The following is a 13646-nucleotide window of genomic DNA, read 5'->3' as shown; positions in this document are numbered from 1 at the left end:
CGCTATGTTACAACCAAAGCGTACAAAATTCCGTAAGGTGCACAAGGGCCGCAACCGTGGTCTGGCGCAAGGTACGGATGTTAGCTTCGGCACTTTCGGTCTTAAAGCTGTTGGCCGTGGTCGTCTGACTGCACGTCAGATCGAAGCGGCACGTCGTGCTATGACCCGTGCTGTTAAGCGTCAAGGTAAAATCTGGATTCGTGTATTCCCAGACAAGCCAATCACTGAAAAGCCACTCGAAGTTCGTATGGGTAAAGGTAAAGGTAACGTAGAATATTGGGTTGCCTTAATTCAGCCTGGTAAAGTCCTGTATGAAATGGACGGTGTGCCTGAAGAGCTGGCTCGTGAAGCATTCTCTCTGGCAGCAGCGAAACTGCCTATCAAAACCACCTTTGTAACTAAGACGGTGATGTAATGAAAGCACAAGAGCTGCGCGAAAAAAGCGTAGAAGAGCTGAACGCTGAACTTTTAAACCTGTTACGTGAGCAATTTAACTTACGTATGCAGGCTGCGAGTGGTCAGCTGCAACAGTCTCATCTAATGAAACAAGTGCGTCGTGATATCGCACGCGTGAAGACTTTACTGACTGAGAAGGCAGGTGCGTAATGAACGATAAAATCCGTACTCTGCAAGGTCGTGTAGTTAGTGACAAAATGGAGAAATCTATTGTTGTTGCTATCGAGCGTATGGTGAAACACCCTCTGTATGGTAAATTCATCCGTCGTACGACTAAATTGCACGTACATGACGAGAACAATGAGTGTGGAATTGGTGACGTGGTAGAAATCCGCGAAACTCGTCCACTGTCTAAGACTAAGTCTTGGGCCTTAGTTCGCGTTGTAGAAAAAGCTGTTCTGTAATAGAATAGATTTTTCGTGATGAATAAACGGCTCTTTTTGATTGAGCCGTTTATTTTTTCCTGTCCAACACGAAGATGTGGTGTTATAATGCCGCGCCCTCGTAGTATGGGTATATTTGAACGGCCTCTTCATAATGAGGTGGCTCAGTAGTAGTTGACATTTAGCGGAGCACTAAAATGATCCAAGAACAGACTATGCTGAACGTGGCCGACAACTCCGGTGCACGTCGCGTAATGTGTATCAAGGTTCTAGGTGGCTCGCACCGTCGCTATGCACATGTAGGCGACATCATTAAAATTACTGTTAAGGAAGCAATTCCTCGCGGTAAAGTTAAAAAGGGTGATGTCCTGAAAGCGGTAGTGGTGCGCACCAAGAAGGGTGTACGTCGCCCTGACGGTTCTGTCATTCGCTTCGATGGTAATGCTTGTGTGTTATTAAACAATAACAGTGAGCAAGTAATCGGTACGCGTATTTTTGGGCCGGTAACTCGTGAACTTCGTAATGAGAAGTTTATGAAAATTATCTCTCTGGCACCTGAAGTACTCTAAGGAGCGAACTATGGCAGCGAAAATCCGTCGTGATGACGAAGTTATCGTGCTAACTGGGAAAGACAAAGGTAAGCGCGGTAAAGTAAAGCAGGTTATTTCTTCTAGTAAAGTTATCGTTGAAGGTATCAATCTGGTTAAAAAACATCAGAAGCCAGTTCCGGCTCTGAACCAACCAGGTGGCATCGTTGAAAAAGAAGCGGCTATTCAAGTTTCTAACGTTGCAATCTTTAACGCGGCAACTGGTAAGGCTGACCGTGTAGGCTTTAGATTCGAAGACGGCAAAAAAGTCCGTTTCTTCAAATCTAACAGTGAAACTATCAAGTAATTTTTGGAGTATACGATGGCGAAACTGCATGATTACTATAAAGACGAAGTAGTTAATAAACTCATGACTGAGTTTAACTACACTTCTGTCATGCAAGTCCCTCGGGTCGAGAAGATCACCCTGAATATGGGTGTTGGTGAAGCGATCGCTGATAAAAAACTGCTGGATAACGCAGCAGCTGACTTAACAGCAATCTCTGGTCAAAAACCATTGATCACCAAAGCACGCAAATCTGTTGCAGGCTTCAAAATCCGTCAGGGCTATCCAATCGGCTGTAAAGTAACTCTGCGTGGCGAACGCATGTGGGAGTTCCTTGAGCGTCTGATTTCTATTGCTGTACCACGTATTCGTGACTTCCGTGGCTTGTCCGCTAAGTCTTTCGATGGTCGTGGTAACTACAGCATGGGTGTACGTGAACAAATCATCTTCCCTGAAATCGATTACGATAAAGTGGATCGTGTACGTGGTTTAGATATTACTATCACCACTACTGCGAAATCTGATGATGAAGGTCGCGCACTGTTAGCAGCGTTCAACTTCCCGTTCCGCAAGTAAGGCAGGTTACTCATGGCTAAGAAATCTATGAAAGCGCGTGATGTTAAGCGTGCTAAATTAGCTGAGAAATTCTTCGCAAAACGCGTAGAACTGAAAGCTATCATCTCTGATGTTAAAGCATCGGATGAAGATCGCTGGGACGCTGTTCTCAAGCTGCAAACACTGCCACGTGATTCAAGTCCTTCTCGTCAGCGTAACCGCTGCCGTCAAACTGGGCGTCCGCATGGTTTCCTGCGGAAATTTGGTCTGAGCCGTATTAAAGTCCGTGAAGCCGCTATGCGCGGTGAGATCCCGGGCCTTAAAAAGGCTAGTTGGTAATTGTCACCATATTGAATCACGGGAGTAAAGACAGATGAGCATGCAAGATCCCATCGCGGATATGCTGACCCGTATCCGTAACGGTCAGGCCGCGAATAAAGTTGCGGTCACCATGCCTTCCTCCAAGCTGAAAGTGGCGATTGCCAAAGTGCTGAAGGAAGAAGGTTATATTGAAGATTTTAAAATTGAAGGCGACATCAAGCCAGAATTGGAACTGACTTTACGTTATTTCCAAGGCAAGGCAGTCGTAGAAAGCATTCAGCGTGTAAGCCGCCCAAGTCTGCGCATCTATAAGAAAAAAGATGAGCTGCCACAAGTTATGGCTGGTTTAGGTATCGCTGTTATTTCTACCTCTAAAGGTGTCATGACTGATCGTGCAGCTCGCCAAGCTGGTCTTGGTGGCGAGATTCTCTGCTACGTAGCTTAATTCGGGAGGAAAGAATGTCTCGTGTGGCAAAAGCACCCGTCGTCATTCCTGCCGGCGTAGAGGTAAAACTCAACGGTCAGGTTATTTCGATCAAGGGTAAAAACGGCGAGCTTACTCGTACTATCCATAATGCAGTTGAAGTTAAACATGAAGATGACCACTTAACCTTCGGTCCGCGTGAAGGTTTTGCTGATGCATGGGCACAAGCGGGTACTACTCGTTCACTGTGCAATGCAATGGTTGTCGGTGTTACCGATGGCTTCACTAAAAAGCTTCAACTGGTCGGTGTTGGTTACCGTGCAGCAATCAAAGGCAATGCTGTAAGCTTGTCTTTAGGTTTCTCGCATCCGGTTGAACACGCACTGCCAGCAGGCATTACTGCTGAATGTCCAACACAAACTGAAATCGTACTGAAAGGTGCGGATAAGCAAGTGATTGGTCAGGTAGCGGCAGAATTGCGTGCTTACCGTCGTCCTGAACCTTATAAAGGTAAAGGTGTTCGTTACGCCGATGAAATCGTGCGTACCAAAGAGGCTAAGAAGAAGTAAGGTAACACTATGGATAAGAAAGCAGCTCGTATCCGTCGTGCGACCCGCGCACGCCGTAAGATTCAAGAGTTGGGTGCGACTCGACTGGTGGTACACCGTACCCCACGCCATATTTATGCGCAGGTTATCGCACCAAACGGTTCTGAAACATTGGTTGCCGCTTCTACTACAGAAAAAGCTATCAATGAACAAGTTAAGTTTACTGGAAACAAAGACGCAGCAGCAATTGTTGGTAAGTTAGTTGCTGAACGCGCACTGGAAAAAGGCATCACTGTTGTTGCTTTTGACCGCTCTGGTTTCCAATATCATGGTAGAGTCCAGGCACTGGCAGATGCTGCCCGTGAAGCTGGCCTTCAGTTCTAAGGTAGAGGTGTAAGATGTCTCACATCGAAAAACAAGCTGGCGAACTGCAGGAAAAGCTGATCGCGGTAAACCGCGTAGCTAAAACCGTTAAAGGTGGCCGTATTTTCAGCTTTACCGCACTGACTGTAGTTGGTGATGGTAACGGTCGCGTTGGTTTTGGTTACGGCAAAGCGCGCGAAGTTCCGGCAGCAATCCAGAAAGCGATGGAAAAAGCCCGTCGCAGTATGAAAACCGTTGCTCTAAACAACGGCACATTATTCCACCCAGTGAAAGGTACGCACACCGGTTCTCGCGTGTTTATGCAACCTGCTCACGAAGGTACCGGTATTATTGCCGGTGGTGCAATGCGTGCTGTTTTAGAGGTAGCTGGAGTTCGCAACGTACTGGCTAAAACCTATGGTTCCACTAACCCAATCAACGTGGTTCGTGCAACACTGGATGCTTTAGACAGCATGAAGTCTCCAGAAATGGTCGCAGCTAAGCGTGGAAAATCCGTCGAAGAAATTCTGGGGTAATCAGCCATGGCTAAGACTATTAAAATTACACAAGTTCGCAGTTCAATCGGTCGTCTGCCGAAACACAAGGCAACACTGGTCGGTTTAGGTCTGCGTCGCATTGGTCATACAGTAGAGCGCGAGGATACTCCCGCTGTTCGTGGTATGATCAACTTGGTTTCCTACATGGTTAAAGTTGAGGAGTAAGAGATGCGTTTAAATACTCTGTCTCCGGCTGAAGGTGCCAAGCACGCGCCTAAACGCGTAGGTCGTGGTATCGGTTCTGGTCTCGGTAAAACCGGCGGCCGTGGTCACAAAGGTCAGAAGTCTCGTTCTGGCGGTGGCGTACGTCGTGGTTTCGAAGGTGGCCAGATGCCTTTATACCGTCGTTTACCGAAATTCGGTTTTACTTCACGTAAAGCAATGATCACAGCGGAAATCCGTCTGTCTGATTTCGCTTCTGTTGAAGGCGATGTTATTGATCTGAACGCACTGAAAGCCGCGAACGTTATTGACATCCAGATTGAATACGCAAAAGTTATTCTGTCTGGCGAAGTGAATCGTGCAGTTACTGTACGTGGCCTTCGTGTTACTAAAGGTGCTCGCGCTGCAATCGAAGCTGCCGGCGGTAAAATTGAGGAATAAGTGACAGATGGCTAAACAACCAGGATTAGATTTCCAAAGTGCCAAAGGTGGAGCTGGCGAACTAAAACGCAGACTTTTGTTTGTTATTGGCGCGCTAATTGTTTTCCGAATTGGTTCTTTTATTCCAATCCCTGGTATTGATGCCACTGTGCTTGCCAAATTGCTCGAACAGCAACAAGGCACCATCATTGAAATGTTTAACATGTTCTCTGGTGGTGCTCTTAGCCGTGCTTCTATCTTTGCTCTGGGTATCATGCCGTATATTTCGGCATCGATCATTGTCCAGTTATTATCTGTGGTTAATCCACGATTAGCAGAGATCAAGAAGGAAGGAGAAGCAGGTCGTCGGAAGATAAGCCAATATACTCGCTGGGGTACTCTGGTATTAGCAATATTCCAATCTATTGGTATTGCAATGGGTCTACCGAATATGCCAGGGATGCAGGGATTAGTTCTTGATCCAGGTCTCCCATTCTACTTCACGGCAGTTGTTAGCTTAGTCACAGGAACTATGTTCCTTATGTGGTTAGGTGAGCAGATAACTGAAAGAGGTATCGGTAACGGTATTTCAATTATTATCTTCGCTGGTATTGTTGCGGGTCTCCCGCCGGCTATTGGCCATACCATCGAGCAAGCTCGGCAAGGCGATCTGCACTTCCTCCTGTTGCTGTTGGTTGCGGTATTAGTATTCGCGGTAACTTTCTTTGTAGTGTTTATGGAACGTGGTCAACGTCGTATCGTCGTAAACTACGCTAAACGCCAACAAGGACGCCGTGTCTACGCTGCACAAAGTACACATTTACCGTTAAAAGTGAATATGGCGGGTGTAATTCCTGCAATTTTTGCTTCCAGTATCATACTATTCCCGGGTACAATAGCGTCTTGGTTTGGTGATGGAACTGGCTGGGACTGGCTGACTACAGTATCTATGTACTTACAGCCGGGACAACCGTTATATGTGTTGCTTTATGCCTCTGCGATCATCTTCTTCTGTTTCTTCTATACTGCGTTGGTTTTCAACCCAAGAGAAACAGCAGATAACCTGAAGAAGTCCGGTGCATTTGTACCAGGAATTCGTCCGGGAGAGCAAACGGCCAAGTACATCGATAAGGTAATGACACGATTAACATTAGTCGGTGCTCTTTATATTACCTTTATCTGCCTAATCCCGGAGTTCATGCGTGACGCAATGAAAGTACCTTTTTACTTTGGTGGTACTTCCCTCTTAATCGTGGTTGTCGTTATCATGGACTTTATGGCTCAAGTGCAAACTCTAATGATGTCAAGTCAGTATGAGTCTGCATTGAAGAAAGCAAATCTAAAAGGTAAATAATCACGCGAGTGATTATGGTTTGCTTAGAAGTTACGGAGAGTAAAAATGAAAGTTCGTGCTTCCGTCAAGAAATTATGCCGTAACTGCAAAATTATCCGTCGCAATGGTAGCGTTCGTGTGATTTGCAGTGTTGAGCCAAGACATAAACAACGTCAAGGCTAAGAAAAAGCATTTTTTTCTTGCAAAGTTGGGTTGAGCTGGCTAAATTAGCCAGCCAATCTTTTTTATCTAAGATACATTATTGTTTGAGTATCCTGAAAACGGGCTTTTCAGCACAGTAATGTATATTTTAACTTAGGAGTGCATAGTGGCCCGTATAGCAGGCATTAACATTCCTGATCATAAACATACCGTAATCGCTTTAACATCGATTTTCGGCATCGGCAAAACTCGTTCACAGGCTATCTGTGAAGCAACTGGTATTGCTGAAAATGTTAAGATCAGTGAGCTGTCTGAAGAACAAATCGACAAGCTGCGTGACGAAGTTGCTAAATACGTTGTAGAAGGTGACTTACGCCGTGAAATTACCCTGAGCATCAAGCGTCTAATGGACCTTGGATGTTACCGTGGTTTACGTCATCGTCGTGGTCTTCCTGTGCGCGGACAGCGTACTAAGACTAACGCTCGTACCCGCAAGGGTCCGCGTAAGCCGATCAAGAAATAAGTCGGGGTATTGAATAATGGCAAAGGCACCAGTTCGTGCACGTAAGCGTGTAAGAAAACAAGTCTCAGACGGTGTGGCTCATATCCATGCTTCTTTCAACAACACAATCGTTACCATTACTGACCGTCAGGGTAACGCATTAGGTTGGGCAACTGCCGGTGGTTCCGGTTTCCGTGGTTCTCGCAAATCCACTCCGTTCGCAGCACAAGTTGCGGCAGAGCGTTGCGCAGAATCTGTGAAAGAATACGGAATCAAAAACCTGGAAGTTATGGTTAAGGGACCGGGTCCGGGTCGCGAATCAACAATTCGTGCTCTGAACGCCGCTGGTTTTCGCATCACTAATATTACTGATGTGACTCCTATCCCTCATAACGGTTGTCGCCCACCGAAAAAACGTCGCGTTTAATACGTTTCGTTTTTTTTAGGACTGTTGGAGAAAGAAAATGGCTAGATATTTGGGTCCTAAGCTCAAGCTGAGCCGTCGCGAAGGAACAGACCTCTTCCTGAAGTCTGGTGTTCGCGCGATTGACACCAAGTGTAAATTAGAACAGGCACCTGGCCAGCACGGTGCGCGTAAACCGCGTCTGTCTGACTATGGTGTTCAGTTACGTGAAAAACAAAAAGTTCGTCGTATTTACGGTGTTCTGGAACGTCAATTCCGTAACTATTATAAAGAAGCAACTCGCCTGAAAGGCAACACAGGTGAAAACCTGCTGACCCTGCTGGAAGGTCGTTTAGATAACGTCGTTTACCGTATGGGCTTTGGCGCAACTCGCGCAGAAGCACGTCAAATGGTTAGCCACAAAGCTATCATGGTAAATGGTGGTGTAGTTAATATCGCTTCTTATCAGGTTTCCCCGAATGACGTTATCAGCGTTCGTGAGAAAGCTAAAAAACAGTCTCGTATCAAGGCTGCTTTAGAGCTGGCTGAACAGCGTGAGAAGCCAACTTGGCTGGAAGTTGATGCTGCTAAAATGGAAGGTGTGTTCAAACGTATTCCTGAACGTACTGACTTGTCTGCGGACATTAACGAACACCTGATCGTCGAGCTTTACTCCAAGTAAAGCTTAGCACCAAAGAGAGGACACAATGCAGGGTTCTGTGACAGAGTTTCTAAAACCGCGCCTGGTAGATATCGAGCAAGTGAGTTCGACGCACGCTAAGGTGACCCTTGAGCCTTTAGAGCGCGGCTTTGGCCACACTCTAGGTAACGCACTGCGCCGTATTCTGCTTTCGTCTATGCCGGGTTGTGCGGTGACAGAGGTTGAGATTGATGGTGTACTGCATGAGTACAGCACCAAAGAAGGTGTACAGGAAGATATCCTGGAGATTCTCCTCAACCTGAAAGGGCTGGCGGTAAAAGTTCAGGGGAAAGATGAAGTTATTTTAACCTTGAATAAATCTGGCATTGGCCCTGTGACTGCAGCCGACATTATCCATGATGGTGATGTCGAAATCGTCAAGCCACAGCATGTGATCTGCCACCTCACTGACGAAAGCGCATCTGTAAATATGCGTATTAAAGTTCAGCGTGGTCGTGGTTATGTGCCGGCTTCTGCCCGAGTTCATTCGGAAGAAGATGAGCGCCCAATTGGTCGTCTGTTAGTCGATGCTTGCTATAGCCCTGTAGAGCGTATTGCCTACAATGTTGAAGCAGCTCGTGTTGAGCAGCGTACTGACTTGGATAAGTTAGTAATCGAAATGGAAACTAATGGTACAATCGATCCTGAAGAGGCGATTCGCCGTGCAGCTACCATTCTGGCTGAACAACTTGAAGCTTTTGTTGACCTACGTGATGTACGTCAGCCAGAAGTTAAAGAAGAGAAACCAGAATTCGATCCTATCTTACTGCGCCCAGTTGACGATCTGGAATTGACTGTCCGCTCTGCTAACTGCCTCAAAGCAGAAGCTATCCACTACATCGGTGATCTGGTACAGCGTACAGAAGTTGAGTTGCTTAAAACTCCGAACCTTGGTAAGAAATCTCTTACTGAAATTAAGGACGTCTTGGCATCTCGTGGTCTTTCTCTGGGCATGCGCTTAGAAAATTGGCCACCAGCTAGTATTGCTGATGATTAGGATCACAGGTTAAGGTTTTACTGAGAAGGATAAGGTCATGCGCCATCGTAAGAGTGGTCGTCAATTGAACCGCAACAGCAGCCACCGCCAAGCTATGTTCCGTAACATGGCAGGTTCTTTAGTTCGTCATGAAATTATCAAGACGACTCTGCCTAAAGCGAAAGAACTGCGTCGCGTCGTTGAGCCGCTGATTACTCTTGCCAAGACCGACAGCGTAGCTAATCGTCGTCTGGCATTCGCACGTACTCGTGATAACGAGATCGTTGCAAAATTATTTAATGAACTGGGACCGCGTTTCGCAGCTCGTGCAGGTGGTTACACTCGTATTCTTAAGTGTGGCTTCCGTACAGGCGACAATGCTCCGATGGCTTACATCGAGCTTGTTGACCGTGCTGTTGAGTCTCAAGAAGCAGCTGCAGAGTAATCTGTAATTGCTTTCAAGAAAACCGGGTGTATTGCCCGGTTTTTTTGTACCTGCTATTCTAACCCTCCAAATTAATTCTTTTCCATCCTTGAAATTTTATTTTCTATCCATACTTATAGGCATAAGCAAATGAGCATGTATAAGATAGGTCAAATAGCTAAGTTGGCAGATGTAACACCAGATACAATCCGTTTTTATGAAAAACAGGGTTTGATGGGGCACAAAACGAGAACGGAAGGTGGCTACCGGTTGTTTACGGAGCAAGATTTACAGCGCTTACGTTTTATCCGTTATGCTAAGCAGTTAGGGTTTACACTTGAAGCGATTACTGAGTTATTATCGATCCGTGTTGATCCCGAACACCACACTTGTCAGGAATCAAAAAATATTGTTGATATCAGACTGATTGAAGTAGAAAAGAAGATCCAAGAACTGATCATTATGAGAGACTCATTGAAAACCTTGAGTTCAGCATGTTGTGGTGATGAGCATGCATCGACATACTGTTCTATCATGGAGATTTTAGAAAAAGGCGCATCAAAAATTTATTAATTTAAAACTGATTACGAAGGTAGATTATGAATAAGTATCAGCATAAACGTGGTGAGATTAAAGATAATGCTATTGAGGCTCTGTTACATGACCCTCTATTTCGCCAGAGGATTGAGAAGAATAAGAAAGGAAAAGGAAGCTATACAAGAAAAGGAAAAGCGAATAAGGTAGGTAACTGGGAGGCCAGTGGTAATCGGTTAATAAACTTATTACCACTGGCCTTTTAGTTATTTTTTATTTTGTTCTTTTAGCAAATCACGAATTTCGGACAATAAAACTTCTTCTGTAGTTGGCGCAGCAGGCTCTGCTGGTGCAGCATCTTCTTTTTCACGACGTACTTTATTCATTACCTTGATTGCCATAAAAATAGCAAATGCGACAATCACAAAATCAAAAACAGTTTGGATAAACATCCCATAATTCATCACTACGGCAGGGACACTCCCTTCCGCCTCTCGAAGTACAAGGCTGAATTGTTTAAAATCTACGCCACCAATGATTAATCCTAGTGGGGGCATGATCACATCGGCGACTAATGAAGAAACGATTTTACCAAATGCAGCACCAATAATAATACCGATTGCCATGTCCATAACGTTGCCTTTCATGGCAAACTCGCGGAACTCTTTTAAAAAACTCATTACGACCTCTTCCCTTTATTAACTAAATGATTAAATGCGTGGAACCACGTATCAAAATTATAGTATCTAGAATTATTAAGCTGCAAATTTTTACTATTTATTTTAGATAATTATAAAAAGAACGGACTTGGCTGGAACAACTTTTCCACATCCGGCACATATTTTTTATCGGTAATAAACATAATGACATGGTCACCTTGCTCGATAATATGGTAATCGCTAGCAATGATGACTTCTTCCTCCCTTACGATGGCACCAATAATTGTGCCTGGAGGAAGTTTAATTTCTGATATTTTTTTACCTACCACTTTTGATGTGTTCTCATCACCGTGGGCGATCGCCTCAATAGCCTCTGCAACTCCTCGGCGTAACGATGAAACACTGACAATATCCGCTTTTCGGACGTGACCAAGTAAAGCTGAAATAGTAGCTTGCTGTGGTGATACTGCAATATCAATGACACCGCCTTGAACTAATTCAACATAGGCAGACCGTTGAATTAATACCATGGCTTTTTTGGCTCCCATTTTTTTCGCAAGCATAGCAGACATGATATTTGCTTCATCATCATTGGTAAGTGCAATAAATACATCCATTTGTTCAATATGTTCTTCAGTGAGCAATTCCTGATCTGAGGCATCACCATAAAAAACAATCGTGTCATGGAGCAACTCCGCTAATTCAGTTGCTCTTTCCTGATTACGCTCAATCAGTTTAACACTATAGTCTTTTTCCAATCGCTTCGCTAAGCCGGCACCTACGTTACCACCCCCAACAATCATTAAACGCTTGTATGGCTTTTCTAATCGTTGGAGCTCACTCATTACTGCTCTAATATGTTGAGTAGAGGCAACAAAGAAAACTTCATCACCCGCTTCAATAATAGTGGAACCCTGAGGGCGAATCGGTCTATCTTGGCGGAATATTGCGACAACGCGAGTATCAATGTGTGGCATGTGCTCACGTAAGCTAGATAATGCATTGCCTACTAGAGAACCCCCATAGTAGGCTTTTACAGCCACTATGCTCACTTTACCTTCGGCAAAATTAACGACCTGTAGAGCTCCCGGATATTGGATAAGTTTATAGATATACTCGATAACCAGCTGTTCTGGTGATATCAGATAATCAATAGGGATTTGCTCTGCCAAAAACAGTTTGTCAGCTTCACGGATATATTCGGTTGCACGAATACGCGCGATTTTATTTGGCGTATTAAATAGGCTATAAGCGATTTGGCAAGCAACCATGTTGGTTTCATCCGAGTTAGTCACTGCAACTAACATATCCGCATCTTCAGCTCCAGCATCTCTAAGAACTCGGGGATGGGATCCATGCCCATTAACTACGCGCAGATCAAACTGATCCTGTAGCTGACGCAAGCGATCGGCGTTGGTATCAACAACGGTAATATCGTTATTTTCATCCACTAAGTTTTCAGCGAGTGTCCCACCGACTTGCCCTGCACCTAGAATAATGATCTTCATAGCATCTTCCTATCTCAGAGTCTTTGGTTAAATATTACTGTACGTGCTTGAATAAGCGGGCGTAAAAGAAGCCATCGCCCCCAGTTGCGCTTGGCAATATTTGTAAGCCTAATTCTGTACCATCATTAATACTTGCATCAGTATGTTTAGAAAGGAAATTCTTAATCTGCAGGCTATTTTCTTCAGGCATAATGGAGCATGTGGCATACACTAATGTGCCGCCAGATTTTAAGTATGGCCATACAGCCTCTAAGATTTGAGCCTGTAACTGAGATAGCTCTTGAATATCTGAATCGCGTCTTAGCCATTTAATATCAGGGTGGCGTCTAATAACTCCTGTTGCAGAACACGGAGCATCAAGCAAAATACGATCAAATTGTTGACCTTTCGTCCACTCTTCAGGTTTCGTACCATCCCCTTGAATAACAATAGCTTGTTGCTTTAATCTTTGCAGATTTTCTTTCACTCGTTTGAGTCGTGACTCATCAATATCTACGGCGAGAACATGGGCTTTAGGAGCAAGCTCTAAAATATGTGTTGTTTTTCCGCCCGGCGCTGCACATAAATCGAGAATATTTTCGCCATTAACGGGAGATAGTAATTCAGCACAGCCTTGTGCAGAAACGTCTTGCACTGTTGACCAGCCATCTTCAAAACCGGGTAAACAAGTCACGGGGGCTGCTTCTTCTAAGCGAATTGCATTTGGATGTGATGGGTGAAAGTGTGCTGTAATTTCCGCTTGTTCGAGTAACTCTAAATATTGTGTAGCTGTATGATGTTGAGAATTAACTCTCAACCACATGGGTGGACGTTGATTATTAGCATCAACGATATTTTCCCAGCTATCAGGGTAGGCAGTTTGAATGCGTTTTAATAACCAACTAGGATGTAAATATTGGCTATTGTTATTTTTATTGCGTTCTTCTAACTGAACTTGCTGACGCTGAAAAGATCGTAGTACTCCATTTATTAGGCCTTTCAACTGCGGGCGCTTTAATGCAACTGCACCATCCACGGTTTCTGCTAAAGCTGCATGTGCAGGGATACGTGTATAGAGTAATTGATAGATCCCAACCATGATGAGGTAATGCAAAGTTCTTTGCTTGCCTGTTAGTGGTTTCTCCATAAGCTGGCTAATAAACCATTCTAGCTTTGGTAGATAGCGTAAAACACCGAAGCAAATCTCTTGCAGTAGTGCTTTATCTTTATCATTAATATTACGTTGCAGATCAGGTAAAACGGTACTTAATGATTGTCCGTTATCTAAAACCTGACTAATGGCGGTCGCAGCGATACTACGCAAATTATATTTGTTTTTCATAATTGAAAGAGAGTCTATTAGTTATTTAAGTAGCATTACTGGATTCTGTATTTTCAGGTAAT

General features: G+C 44.6%; 25 protein-coding genes. 22 read left to right on the top strand and 3 right to left on the bottom strand.

The features are described from left to right. Positions 1–4: 4 nt before the first annotated feature. From rplP to LDO73_RS17130, 22 genes are all read left to right on the top strand, one after another. Complete coding sequence (rplP, locus tag LDO73_RS17235; RefSeq protein WP_004926449.1) at positions 5–415, top strand: 50S ribosomal protein L16; 411 nt, start codon at positions 5–7, stop codon at positions 413–415. Continuing rightward, complete coding sequence (rpmC, locus tag LDO73_RS17230) at positions 415–606, top strand: 50S ribosomal protein L29 (protein WP_006657017.1); 192 nt, start codon at positions 415–417, stop codon at positions 604–606. Before rplP ends, rpmC begins: the two co-directional genes overlap by 1 nt. Further along, entirely contained in the window at positions 606–860 is a 255-nt protein-coding gene (gene rpsQ, locus LDO73_RS17225; RefSeq protein ID WP_006657018.1) for a 30S ribosomal protein S17, read from the top strand. The genes rpmC and rpsQ overlap by 1 nt, the downstream gene beginning before the upstream one ends. A gap of 176 nt (positions 861–1036) precedes the next feature. Then, positions 1037–1408, top strand: a complete 372-nt coding sequence (gene rplN / locus LDO73_RS17220) for a 50S ribosomal protein L14 (protein WP_004265449.1) — start codon at positions 1037–1039, stop codon at positions 1406–1408. A gap of 10 nt (positions 1409–1418) precedes the next feature. Continuing rightward, a complete protein-coding gene (rplX, locus tag LDO73_RS17215; protein ID WP_004265452.1) occupies positions 1419–1733 on the top strand; it encodes a 50S ribosomal protein L24 in 315 nt (104 codons plus the stop codon). A gap of 15 nt (positions 1734–1748) precedes the next feature. Next, positions 1749–2288 (top strand): 50S ribosomal protein L5, encoded by a 540-nt coding sequence (gene rplE / locus LDO73_RS17210; protein WP_006657019.1) that lies wholly within the window; start codon positions 1749–1751, stop codon positions 2286–2288. Positions 2289–2300: 12 nt separating this feature from the next. Beyond that, positions 2301–2606, top strand: a complete 306-nt coding sequence (gene rpsN / locus LDO73_RS17205) for a 30S ribosomal protein S14 (RefSeq protein ID WP_004265458.1) — start codon at positions 2301–2303, stop codon at positions 2604–2606. Positions 2607–2640: 34 nt separating this feature from the next. Continuing rightward, positions 2641–3033: a 30S ribosomal protein S8 gene (gene rpsH / locus LDO73_RS17200; protein WP_042847562.1), complete on the top strand. Its 393-nt coding sequence runs from the start codon at positions 2641–2643 to the stop codon at positions 3031–3033. A gap of 14 nt (positions 3034–3047) precedes the next feature. Further along, the gene (rplF, locus tag LDO73_RS17195) at positions 3048–3581 is read left to right on the top strand and encodes a 50S ribosomal protein L6 (protein ID WP_224059541.1); all 534 of its coding nucleotides are present in this window, start codon (positions 3048–3050) and stop codon (positions 3579–3581) included. A gap of 9 nt (positions 3582–3590) precedes the next feature. Continuing rightward, positions 3591–3944, top strand: a complete 354-nt coding sequence (gene rplR, locus LDO73_RS17190; RefSeq protein WP_004907138.1) for a 50S ribosomal protein L18 — start codon at positions 3591–3593, stop codon at positions 3942–3944. 14 nt (positions 3945–3958) lie between these two features. Next, positions 3959–4459, top strand: a complete 501-nt coding sequence (gene rpsE, locus LDO73_RS17185) for a 30S ribosomal protein S5 (RefSeq protein WP_006657022.1) — start codon at positions 3959–3961, stop codon at positions 4457–4459. Between the two features lie 6 nt (positions 4460–4465). Continuing rightward, complete coding sequence (rpmD, locus tag LDO73_RS17180; RefSeq protein WP_006657023.1) at positions 4466–4645, top strand: 50S ribosomal protein L30; 180 nt, start codon at positions 4466–4468, stop codon at positions 4643–4645. Between the two features lie 3 nt (positions 4646–4648). After that, positions 4649–5083: a 50S ribosomal protein L15 gene (gene rplO, locus LDO73_RS17175; RefSeq protein ID WP_006657024.1), complete on the top strand. Its 435-nt coding sequence runs from the start codon at positions 4649–4651 to the stop codon at positions 5081–5083. 7 nt (positions 5084–5090) lie between these two features. Further along, positions 5091–6416: a preprotein translocase subunit SecY gene (gene secY / locus LDO73_RS17170; RefSeq protein ID WP_006657025.1), complete on the top strand. Its 1326-nt coding sequence runs from the start codon at positions 5091–5093 to the stop codon at positions 6414–6416. Between the two features lie 45 nt (positions 6417–6461). Then, positions 6462–6578, top strand: coding sequence for a 50S ribosomal protein L36 (rpmJ, locus tag LDO73_RS17165; RefSeq protein ID WP_004265484.1), 117 nt, complete (start codon positions 6462–6464; stop codon positions 6576–6578). A 145-nt stretch (positions 6579–6723) separates the two neighbouring features. Further along, entirely contained in the window at positions 6724–7080 is a 357-nt protein-coding gene (rpsM, locus tag LDO73_RS17160; RefSeq protein WP_004907144.1) for a 30S ribosomal protein S13, read from the top strand. A 16-nt stretch (positions 7081–7096) separates the two neighbouring features. Then, positions 7097–7486, top strand: coding sequence for a 30S ribosomal protein S11 (gene rpsK / locus LDO73_RS17155; RefSeq protein WP_224059540.1), 390 nt, complete (start codon positions 7097–7099; stop codon positions 7484–7486). A 37-nt stretch (positions 7487–7523) separates the two neighbouring features. Continuing rightward, a complete protein-coding gene (rpsD, locus tag LDO73_RS17150) occupies positions 7524–8144 on the top strand; it encodes a 30S ribosomal protein S4 (RefSeq protein WP_224059539.1) in 621 nt (206 codons plus the stop codon). Positions 8145–8169: 25 nt separating this feature from the next. Continuing rightward, complete coding sequence (locus LDO73_RS17145) at positions 8170–9159, top strand: DNA-directed RNA polymerase subunit alpha (protein ID WP_036955903.1); 990 nt, start codon at positions 8170–8172, stop codon at positions 9157–9159. A gap of 37 nt (positions 9160–9196) precedes the next feature. Beyond that, complete coding sequence (gene rplQ, locus LDO73_RS17140; RefSeq protein WP_014657271.1) at positions 9197–9583, top strand: 50S ribosomal protein L17; 387 nt, start codon at positions 9197–9199, stop codon at positions 9581–9583. A 135-nt stretch (positions 9584–9718) separates the two neighbouring features. Beyond that, positions 9719–10135, top strand: a complete 417-nt coding sequence (zntR, locus tag LDO73_RS17135; RefSeq protein WP_036955922.1) for a Zn(2+)-responsive transcriptional regulator — start codon at positions 9719–9721, stop codon at positions 10133–10135. Positions 10136–10161: 26 nt separating this feature from the next. Next, positions 10162–10362, top strand: a complete 201-nt coding sequence (locus tag LDO73_RS17130) for an alternative ribosome-rescue factor A (protein WP_224059538.1) — start codon at positions 10162–10164, stop codon at positions 10360–10362. Here the strand turns inward: LDO73_RS17130 and mscL are convergent, their stop codons facing one another. The 3 genes from mscL to rsmB all read right to left on the bottom strand — a co-directional run bounded on the left by mscL (position 10363) and on the right by rsmB (position 13584). Then, positions 10363–10776, bottom strand: a complete 414-nt coding sequence (mscL, locus tag LDO73_RS17125) for a large-conductance mechanosensitive channel protein MscL (protein WP_224059537.1) — start codon at positions 10774–10776, stop codon at positions 10363–10365. A 110-nt stretch (positions 10777–10886) separates the two neighbouring features. After that, the gene (gene trkA / locus LDO73_RS17120; protein ID WP_036955884.1) at positions 10887–12263 is read right to left on the bottom strand and encodes a Trk system potassium transporter TrkA; all 1377 of its coding nucleotides are present in this window, start codon (positions 12261–12263) and stop codon (positions 10887–10889) included. Positions 12264–12297: 34 nt separating this feature from the next. Next, on the bottom strand, positions 12298–13584 hold the full coding sequence (rsmB, locus tag LDO73_RS17115; protein WP_224059536.1) for a 16S rRNA (cytosine(967)-C(5))-methyltransferase RsmB: 1287 nt from the start codon (positions 13582–13584) through the stop codon (positions 12298–12300). Positions 13585–13646 lie beyond the last annotated feature (62 nt).

Source organism: Providencia alcalifaciens, from assembly GCF_915403165.1.
Classification (GTDB): Bacteria; Pseudomonadota; Gammaproteobacteria; order Enterobacterales; family Enterobacteriaceae; genus Providencia; species Providencia alcalifaciens_C.
The sequence above is the reverse complement of the archived record's forward strand: the minus strand, read 5'-3'. Positions and strand labels throughout refer to the sequence as shown.

What these genes read in the sequence shown, in the direction of transcription:
- rplP (WP_004926449.1), top strand. Translation starts at nt 5, where the DNA reads ATGTTACAACCAAAGCGTACAAAATTCCGTAAGGTGCACAAGGGCCGC.
- rpmC (WP_006657017.1), top strand. Translation starts at nt 415, where the DNA reads ATGAAAGCACAAGAGCTGCGCGAAAAAAGCGTAGAAGAGCTGAACGCT.
- rpsQ (WP_006657018.1), top strand. Translation starts at nt 606, where the DNA reads ATGAACGATAAAATCCGTACTCTGCAAGGTCGTGTAGTTAGTGACAAA.
- rplN (WP_004265449.1), top strand. Translation starts at nt 1,037, where the DNA reads ATGATCCAAGAACAGACTATGCTGAACGTGGCCGACAACTCCGGTGCA.
- rplX (WP_004265452.1), top strand. Translation starts at nt 1,419, where the DNA reads ATGGCAGCGAAAATCCGTCGTGATGACGAAGTTATCGTGCTAACTGGG.
- rplE (WP_006657019.1), top strand. Translation starts at nt 1,749, where the DNA reads ATGGCGAAACTGCATGATTACTATAAAGACGAAGTAGTTAATAAACTC.
- rpsN (WP_004265458.1), top strand. Translation starts at nt 2,301, where the DNA reads ATGGCTAAGAAATCTATGAAAGCGCGTGATGTTAAGCGTGCTAAATTA.
- rpsH (WP_042847562.1), top strand. Translation starts at nt 2,641, where the DNA reads ATGAGCATGCAAGATCCCATCGCGGATATGCTGACCCGTATCCGTAAC.
- rplF (WP_224059541.1), top strand. Translation starts at nt 3,048, where the DNA reads ATGTCTCGTGTGGCAAAAGCACCCGTCGTCATTCCTGCCGGCGTAGAG.
- rplR (WP_004907138.1), top strand. Translation starts at nt 3,591, where the DNA reads ATGGATAAGAAAGCAGCTCGTATCCGTCGTGCGACCCGCGCACGCCGT.
- rpsE (WP_006657022.1), top strand. Translation starts at nt 3,959, where the DNA reads ATGTCTCACATCGAAAAACAAGCTGGCGAACTGCAGGAAAAGCTGATC.
- rpmD (WP_006657023.1), top strand. Translation starts at nt 4,466, where the DNA reads ATGGCTAAGACTATTAAAATTACACAAGTTCGCAGTTCAATCGGTCGT.
- rplO (WP_006657024.1), top strand. Translation starts at nt 4,649, where the DNA reads ATGCGTTTAAATACTCTGTCTCCGGCTGAAGGTGCCAAGCACGCGCCT.
- secY (WP_006657025.1), top strand. Translation starts at nt 5,091, where the DNA reads ATGGCTAAACAACCAGGATTAGATTTCCAAAGTGCCAAAGGTGGAGCT.
- rpmJ (WP_004265484.1), top strand. Translation starts at nt 6,462, where the DNA reads ATGAAAGTTCGTGCTTCCGTCAAGAAATTATGCCGTAACTGCAAAATT.
- rpsK (WP_224059540.1), top strand. Translation starts at nt 7,097, where the DNA reads ATGGCAAAGGCACCAGTTCGTGCACGTAAGCGTGTAAGAAAACAAGTC.
- rpsD (WP_224059539.1), top strand. Translation starts at nt 7,524, where the DNA reads ATGGCTAGATATTTGGGTCCTAAGCTCAAGCTGAGCCGTCGCGAAGGA.
- LDO73_RS17145 (WP_036955903.1), top strand. Translation starts at nt 8,170, where the DNA reads ATGCAGGGTTCTGTGACAGAGTTTCTAAAACCGCGCCTGGTAGATATC.
- rplQ (WP_014657271.1), top strand. Translation starts at nt 9,197, where the DNA reads ATGCGCCATCGTAAGAGTGGTCGTCAATTGAACCGCAACAGCAGCCAC.
- zntR (WP_036955922.1), top strand. Translation starts at nt 9,719, where the DNA reads ATGTATAAGATAGGTCAAATAGCTAAGTTGGCAGATGTAACACCAGAT.
- LDO73_RS17130 (WP_224059538.1), top strand. Translation starts at nt 10,162, where the DNA reads ATGAATAAGTATCAGCATAAACGTGGTGAGATTAAAGATAATGCTATT.
- mscL (WP_224059537.1), bottom strand. Translation starts at nt 10,776, where the DNA reads ATGAGTTTTTTAAAAGAGTTCCGCGAGTTTGCCATGAAAGGCAACGTT.
- trkA (WP_036955884.1), bottom strand. Translation starts at nt 12,263, where the DNA reads ATGAAGATCATTATTCTAGGTGCAGGGCAAGTCGGTGGGACACTCGCT.
- rsmB (WP_224059536.1), bottom strand. Translation starts at nt 13,584, where the DNA reads ATGAAAAACAAATATAATTTGCGTAGTATCGCTGCGACCGCCATTAGT.